The organism is Verrucosispora sioxanthis (genome assembly GCF_010560025.1).
Lineage (GTDB): Bacteria > Actinomycetota > Actinomycetes > Mycobacteriales > Micromonosporaceae > Micromonospora > Micromonospora palythoicola.
The window spans coordinates 1-1,161 of sequence record NZ_SAIY01000029.1; the positions used below are offsets into that span (position 1 = coordinate 1).

Annotated in this window: 1 protein-coding gene; it reads right to left on the reverse strand. The window is 73.6% G+C overall.

What is annotated here, in order from left to right:
- Positions 1 to 1,161, reverse strand: a 1,161-nt coding sequence (locus tag ENC19_RS29165) for a leucyl aminopeptidase family protein (RefSeq protein WP_164450247.1), incomplete at both ends; no start/stop codon positions are given.

The window sequence follows — 1,161 nt, forward strand, 5'->3', positions numbered from 1 at the left end:
GCCCGCGTACGCCCCAGCCGGTCGCGCCCCGGGTCAGCTCCGCGTCGTTGCGTTCGCACCAGGAGGGTGCGGACATGTCGATGTGCAGCCAACGGTCGGCCAGGTCGCCGGTGAACTCCCGCAGGTAGAGCGCGGCCAGCACGGAGCCGCCGCCCTGCGTCGGCGCGCTGTGCAGGTCGGCCAGGTCGCTGCCGAGGTGCTCGACGTAGTCGGCGGGCAGCGGCATCCGCCAGGCCGACTCACCGGCCGACCTGATGGCCGCCAGCAGGTCCTCGGCGAGCTGGTCGTTGTCGCTGTAGAGGGCGCCGGTGCGGGTGCCCAGCGCCACCGCGTTGGCGCCGGTCAGGGTGGCCAGGTCGACGAGCAGGTCGGGCTTGAGTTCCTGGACGGCGTACGCCAGCGCGTCGGCGAGCACCAGCCGTCCCTCGGCATCGGAGTTCGTCGTCTCGCTGGTCATCCCGCCGTAGTGCCGCACGACGTCGCCGGGCCGGAACGCGGCCCCGCTGACCATGTTCTCGGCCAGCGGCGCGAGCGTGGTCACCCGGACCGGCAGGCCCAGGGTGGCGGCACCGAGGGTGGCCGCCACGACGGCGGCGGCACCGGCCATGTCCTTGCGCATCAGCTTCATCGCCGGCACCGGCTTGATGGAGATGCCGCCGGTGTCGAAGGTGATGCCCTTGCCCACCAGGACCACATGGGTCCGGGCCTCCGCGGGATGCCAGTCCAGCTCGACCAGGCGCGGGCCGCTGGCCGATCCGCCACCGACGGCGAGGATGCCGCCGAAGCCCTCGGCGGCCAGTTGCGCCGGCTCGCGGACCCGCAGCGTGAGCCCGGGCAGGTCGGCCGCGGCCTCGGTGACCTGCTCGGCGAACCACTGCGGGTTCTTCACCGAGGAGGGCATGTTGGTGAGGTCCCGGGCCAGTCGGGTCATCCGGGCGGTGGTCCGCGCCACCTCGACGGCCTGCTCGTACGCCTCGGGGTCGGTGACCGCCAGGTCGACGTCGGAAAGCGCGGGCGCGTCGGTGTCCGCACCCAGCCGGAACCGGTACGACGCCAGCAGCAGCCCTTCGGCCAGGCCGCGCACCGCCTCGGGTGCCACCCCGCTCGGCAGCGCGAGTGTGACATGAGTCTCATCTTTGCTGGCACGGGCCAGCGCCGCGC